The organism is Corticimicrobacter populi, assembly GCF_003123725.1.
GTDB classification, from domain to species: domain Bacteria; phylum Pseudomonadota; class Gammaproteobacteria; order Burkholderiales; family Burkholderiaceae_B; genus Corticimicrobacter; species Corticimicrobacter populi.
This window is the reverse complement of the sequence record NZ_QETA01000013.1, coordinates 1-5,963: the sequence shown is the minus strand read 5'-3', so window position 1 is coordinate 5,963 and position 5,963 is coordinate 1. Positions and strand designations below refer to the sequence as shown.

2 tRNA genes and 3 rRNA genes are annotated in these 5,963 nt (G+C 51.5%); all 5 read left to right on the top strand.

Features of this window, described 5'->3' with window-relative positions:
- Window positions 1–628 precede the first annotated feature (628 nt).
- Window positions 629–2,163: ribosomal RNA gene (locus DD235_RS16630) — 16S ribosomal RNA — on the top strand.
- A 120-nt stretch (window positions 2,164–2,283) separates the two neighbouring features.
- Window positions 2,284–2,360 (top strand) — tRNA-Ile (locus tag DD235_RS16625).
- A gap of 16 nt (window positions 2,361–2,376) precedes the next feature.
- Window positions 2,377–2,452, top strand: a tRNA-Ala gene (locus DD235_RS16620).
- Window positions 2,453–2,740: 288 nt separating this feature from the next.
- Window positions 2,741–5,622, top strand: a 23S ribosomal RNA gene (locus tag DD235_RS16615).
- A gap of 155 nt (window positions 5,623–5,777) precedes the next feature.
- Window positions 5,778–5,890 (top strand): 5S ribosomal RNA (gene rrf / locus DD235_RS16610).
- Together the 16S, 23S and 5S rRNA genes with 2 tRNA genes alongside form the textbook arrangement of a ribosomal RNA operon.
- The last annotated feature ends 73 nt before the right edge of the window (window positions 5,891–5,963 follow it).

Genomic DNA, 5,963 nt, shown 5'->3' with positions numbered 1-5,963 from the left:
CGCTCCTTCGCAGTTCAGACGAACCAGACCTTGAGGCAAACGCCCAGGTGGTAGTTGGGGATGTGAAGGGATTTGGCAGGTTTGTTTTGAGGTTTGAAATAAATATGCCGGATGCGGTACCTGAAGAGTGAAAAGGTGTTATAGTTTCGCTCCTCGAGTTTGAGGGTGATCCGGGAAAACCCGGAAGGGGCTAAGAAATTGGTTCCGGCGGTTGCAAACAACGACTTGCCAAACTTCAAACGACGGGTTATAGTTCAGGGCTTCGCTGAACGGTTAGGGGAAACCCTGATGTGGGTAGCGAAGGAGGTGTGAAGGTCGGTTGGTTGTTTTGAGGTTTGAAACGCTGATTTGACAAGTTGAAAAAACTGCTTCATAATCTCGTTTCTCTGCTGGTGACAACGCTTCGGCGTTGGGGCGGTGGAGGAAGGCGGTACAGAATTACGCTCTTTAACAACTAAACAGCCGATAAGTGTGGGCGCTTGATGCGAATGCAAAGTACGGTCCGGTTCGCTGGATTGTGCTGCTAAACAAATCAAGTGCTCACTGAATGAAGTAAGGTTTTTATAAACCTCACTTCCTTTGAGTAGCGACGTTCTGTCTTCGGATGGAGCGTAAAAACACAGAGATTGAACTGAAGAGTTTGATCCTGGCTCAGATTGAACGCTAGCGGAATGCTTTACACATGCAAGTCGAACGGCAGCACGGAGAGCTTGCTCTCTGGTGGCGAGTGGCGAACGGGTGAGTAATGTATCGGAACATACCCAGTAGCGGGGGATAACTACTCGAAAGAGTGGCTAATACCGCATACGCCCTACGGGGGAAAGGGGGGGATCTTAGGACCTCTCACTATTGGAGTGGCCGATATCGGATTAGCTAGTTGGTGGGGTAAAGGCTCACCAAGGCGACGATCCGTAGCTGGTTTGAGAGGACGACCAGCCACACTGGGACTGAGACACGGCCCAGACTCCTACGGGAGGCAGCAGTGGGGAATTTTGGACAATGGGCGAAAGCCTGATCCAGCCATTCCGCGTGTGTGATGAAGGCCTTCGGGTTGTAAAGCACTTTTGTCAGGGAAGAAACAGCGATGAATAATACTTGTCGCGAATGACGGTACCTGAAGAATAAGCACCGGCTAACTACGTGCCAGCAGCCGCGGTAATACGTAGGGTGCAAGCGTTAATCGGAATTACTGGGCGTAAAGCGTGCGCAGGCGGTTCGGAAAGAAAGATGTGAAATCCCAGAGCTCAACTTTGGAACTGCATTTTTAACTACCGGACTAGAGTGTGTCAGAGGGGGGTGGAATTCCGCGTGTAGCAGTGAAATGCGTAGAGATGCGGAGGAACACCGATGGCGAAGGCAGCCCCCTGGGATAACACTGACGCTCATGTACGAAAGCGTGGGTAGCAAACAGGATTAGATACCCTGGTAGTCCACGCCCTAAACGATGTCAACTAGCTGTTGGGGCCTTCGGGCCTTAGTAGCGCAGCTAACGCGTGAAGTTGACCGCCTGGGGAGTACGGTCGCAAGATTAAAACTCAAAGGAATTGACGGGGACCCGCACAAGCGGTGGATGATGTGGATTAATTCGATGCAACGCGAAAAACCTTACCTACCCTTGACATGTCTGGAATCCTTTAGAGATAGAGGAGTGCTCGCAAGAGAACCGGAACACAGGTGCTGCATGGCTGTCGTCAGCTCGTGTCGTGAGATGTTGGGTTAAGTCCCGCAACGAGCGCAACCCTTGTCATTAGTTGCTACGAAAGGGCACTCTAATGAGACTGCCGGTGACAAACCGGAGGAAGGTGGGGATGACGTCAAGTCCTCATGGCCCTTATGGGTAGGGCTTCACACGTCATACAATGGTCGGGACAGAGGGTCGCCAACCCGCGAGGGGGAGCCAATCCCAGAAACCCGATCGTAGTCCGGATTGTAGTCTGCAACTCGACTACATGAAGTCGGAATCGCTAGTAATCGCGGATCAGCATGTCGCGGTGAATACGTTCCCGGGTCTTGTACACACCGCCCGTCACACCATGGGAGTGGGTTTCACCAGAAGTAGGTAGCCTAACCGTAAGGAGGGCGCTTACCACGGTGGGATTCATGACTGGGGTGAAGTCGTAACAAGGTAGCCGTATCGGAAGGTGCGGCTGGATCACCTCCTTTAAGAGCAAGCATTCAATTCAAGCGTTCACGCTTATCGGTTGTTGTAACTGGGTCGGTTTAGAGAGCAGGAAGAGGGGTTCCTCCCTGTTTTTGCGATCGTAACTACTGATCTGGAGTGTAGGGTCTGTAGCTCAGTTGGTTAGAGCACCGTCTTGATAAGGCGGGGGTCGTTGGTTCGAATCCAACCAGACCCACCACGATTACCTGGTAATTGGGGGATTAGCTCAGCTGGGAGAGCACCTGCTTTGCAAGCAGGGGGTCGTCGGTTCGATCCCGTCATCCTCCACCAACGATTTTTAGTACCCGGTTATACCGGCTTATCGAGAGTTCAACTGTGAGTGCTCATTGAGTGCTGACAGTTGAGATTATTCTCAACGGCTGTTTGTTCTTTAACAATCTGGAAGAAGCACAACGAAGTGATTAATGGAAGTCAGTTAATTCTGATTGAAGTTAGTACACGGGTTGTGATTGCATAATAGTTCAAACTCAAGAAGTCGTATTGAAAGATACGGCGCTTTGAAGACTTATGAACGGCACAACGCAAAACTCAGATTTTCTATAGCTCGTAGAGTTATAGGATCAAGCGAATAAGTGCATATGGTGGATGCCTTGGCGATCACAGGCGATGAAGGACGTAGTAGCTTGCGATAAGCTGCGGGGAGCTGGCAAACGAGCTTTGATCCGCAGATTTCCGAATGGGGAAACCCACTGCTTAGGCAGTATCTCACACTGAATACATAGGTGTGTGAAGCGAACCGGGTGAACTGAAACATCTCAGTAGCTCGAGGAAAAGAAATCAACCGAGATTCCGAAAGTAGCGGCGAGCGAAATCGGAAGAGCCTTCATGATTTAGCTATTGATATAGTGGAACGGATTGGAAACTCCGGCCATAGCGGGTGATAGCCCCGTACACGAAATATCGATAGTGGAACTAAGCATGAGAAAAGTAGGGCGGGACACGTGAAATCCTGTTCGAAGATGGGGGGACCATCCTCCAAGGCTAAATACTCGTGATCGACCGATAGTGAACCAGTACCGTGAGGGAAAGGCGAAAAGAACCCCGGAAGGGGAGTGAAATAGATCCTGAAACCGTATGCATACAAACAGTAGGAGCCTCCTTGTGGGGTGACTGCGTACCTTTTGTATAATGGGTCAGCGACTTACATTCAGTGGCAAGCTTAACCGAATAGGGGAGGCGTAGCGAAAGCGAGTCCGAATAGGGCGTCCAGTCGCTGGGTGTAGACCCGAAACCAGGTGATCTATCCATGGTCAGGTTGAAGGCACGGTAACACGTGCTGGAGGACCGAACCCACTAATGTTGAAAAATTAGGGGATGAACTGTGGATAGGGGTGAAAGGCTAAACAAACCTGGAGATAGCTGGTTCTCTCCGAAAACTATTTAGGTAGTGCCTCACGTATTACTGCCGGGGGTAGAGCACTGTTATGGCTAGGGGGTCACAGCGACTTACCAAACCATTGCAAACTCCGAATACCGGCAAGTACAGCGTGGGAGACAGAGCACCGGGTGCTAACGTCCGGACTCAAGAGGGAAACAACCCAGACCGCCAGCTAAGGTCCCGAATTATCGCTAAGTGGGAAACGAAGTGGGAAGGCATAGACAGTCAGGAGGTTGGCTTAGAAGCAGCCATCCTTTAAAGAAAGCGTAATAGCTCACTGATCGAGTCGTCCTGCGCGGAAGATGTAACGGGGCTAAGCGATAAACCGAAGCTGCGGGTGCATATCTTTGATATGCGCGGTAGGAGAGCGTTCTGTAAGCCTGCGAAGGTGACTCGTAAGGGTTGCTGGAGGTATCAGAAGTGCGAATGCTGACATGAGTAGCGATAAAGGGGGTGAAAAGCCCCCTCGCCGTAAGTCCAAGGTTTCCTGCGCAACGTTCATCGGCGCAGGGTGAGTCGGCCCCTAAGGCGAGGCAGAGATGCGTAGCTGATGGGAAGCTGGTTAATATTCCAGCACCGTCGTACAGTGCGATGGGGGGACGAATTGCGGAAGATCATCAGGGTGTTGGAAGTCCCTGTTGCTGCACTAGAGAAGGCGCTTAGGCAAATCCGGGCGCGTGATTCAAGGGTGTGGGACGAGCGAGCATGTCTCGCGAAGTGATTGGAAGTGGTTCCAAGAAAAGCCTCTAAGCTTCAGCTGTACGCGACCGTACCGCAAACCGACACAGGTGGACGGGATGAATATTCCAAGGCGCTTGAGAGAACTCGGGAGAAGGAACTCGGCAAATTGATACCGTAACTTCGGGATAAGGTATGCCTCATTAGTGTGAAGAGCCTGCGCTCGGAGCATGAAGAGGTCTCAGAGAATCGGTGGCTGCGACTGTTTATTAAAAACATAGCACTCTGCAAACACGAAAGTGGACGTATAGGGTGTGACGCCTGCCCGGTGCCGGAAGGTTAAGTGATGGGGTGCAAGCTCTTGATCGAAGCCCCGGTAAACGGCGGCCGTAACTATAACGGTCCTAAGGTAGCGAAATTCCTTGTCGGGTAAGTTCCGACCTGCACGAATGGCGTAACGATGGCCACACTGTCTCCTCCCGAGACTCAGCGAAGTTGAAGTGGTTGTGATGATGCAATCTACCCGCGGCTAGACGGAAAGACCCCATGAACCTTTACTGTAGCTTTGCATTGGACTGTGAACCGATCTGTGTAGGATAGGTGGGAGGCGTTGAAACAGAGTCGCTAGATTCTGTGGAGCCAACCTTGAAATACCACCCTGGTTTGTTTGCGGTTCTAACCTAGGCCCGTTATCCGGGTCGGGGACCGTGCATGGTAGGCAGTTTGACTGGGGCGGTCTCCTCCTAAAGTGTAACGGAGGAGTACGAAGGTACGCTAGGTACGGTCGGAAATCGTGCTGATAGTGCAATGGCATAAGCGTGCTTGACTGTGAGACTGACAAGTCGAACAGGTGCGAAAGCAGGTCATAGTGATCCGGTGGTTCTGTATGGAAGGGCCATCGCTCAACGGATAAAAGGTACTCTGGGGATAACAGGCTGATACCGCCCAAGAGTTCATATCGACGGCGGTGTTTGGCACCTCGATGTCGACTCATCACATCCTGGGGCTGTAGTCGGTCCCAAGGGTATGGCTGTTCGCCATTTAAAGTGGTACGTGAGTTGGGTTTAAAACGTCGTGAGACAGTTTGGTCCCTATCTGCCGTGGGCGTTGGAAATTTGACGGAGCCTGCTCCTAGTACGAGAGGACCGGAGTGGACGTACCTCTGGTGTACCGGTTGTCATGCCAATGGCATCGCCGGGTAGCTAAGTACGGAAGAGATAACCGCTGAAGGCATCTAAGCGGGAAACTCGTCTGAAGATTAGATTTCCCTGGGAACTAGATTCCCCTGAAGGGTCGTTCGAGACCAGGACGTTGATAGGCTGGGTGTGGAAGCGCAGTAATGCGTTAAGCTAACCAGTACTAATTGCCCGTGCGGCTTGATCCTATAACTCTGCAAGTTATGGCGACATGTCGTTCAAAACAAAGTAATACCCCGGCGCTGCTCCGTCAGCAGCGCCGACAACAATCATATCCGTGTACAATCATGTGCTTCTACCAGATTCGGCTCGCTGACTCAGTCAGCCTGCCAAAACAGTTACGCTTGACGACCATAGCAAGGTGGCCCCACTCCTTCCCATCCCGAACAGGACAGTGAAACGCCTTCGCGCCGATGATAGTTGGTTTACGCCTGTGAAAGTAGGTCATCGTCAAGCTTTTATTCCCAGAAACCCCCAAGCTCCGCGCTTGGGGGTTTTTGCTTTTGGTGAAAGAAAAAATTAGAAAAAA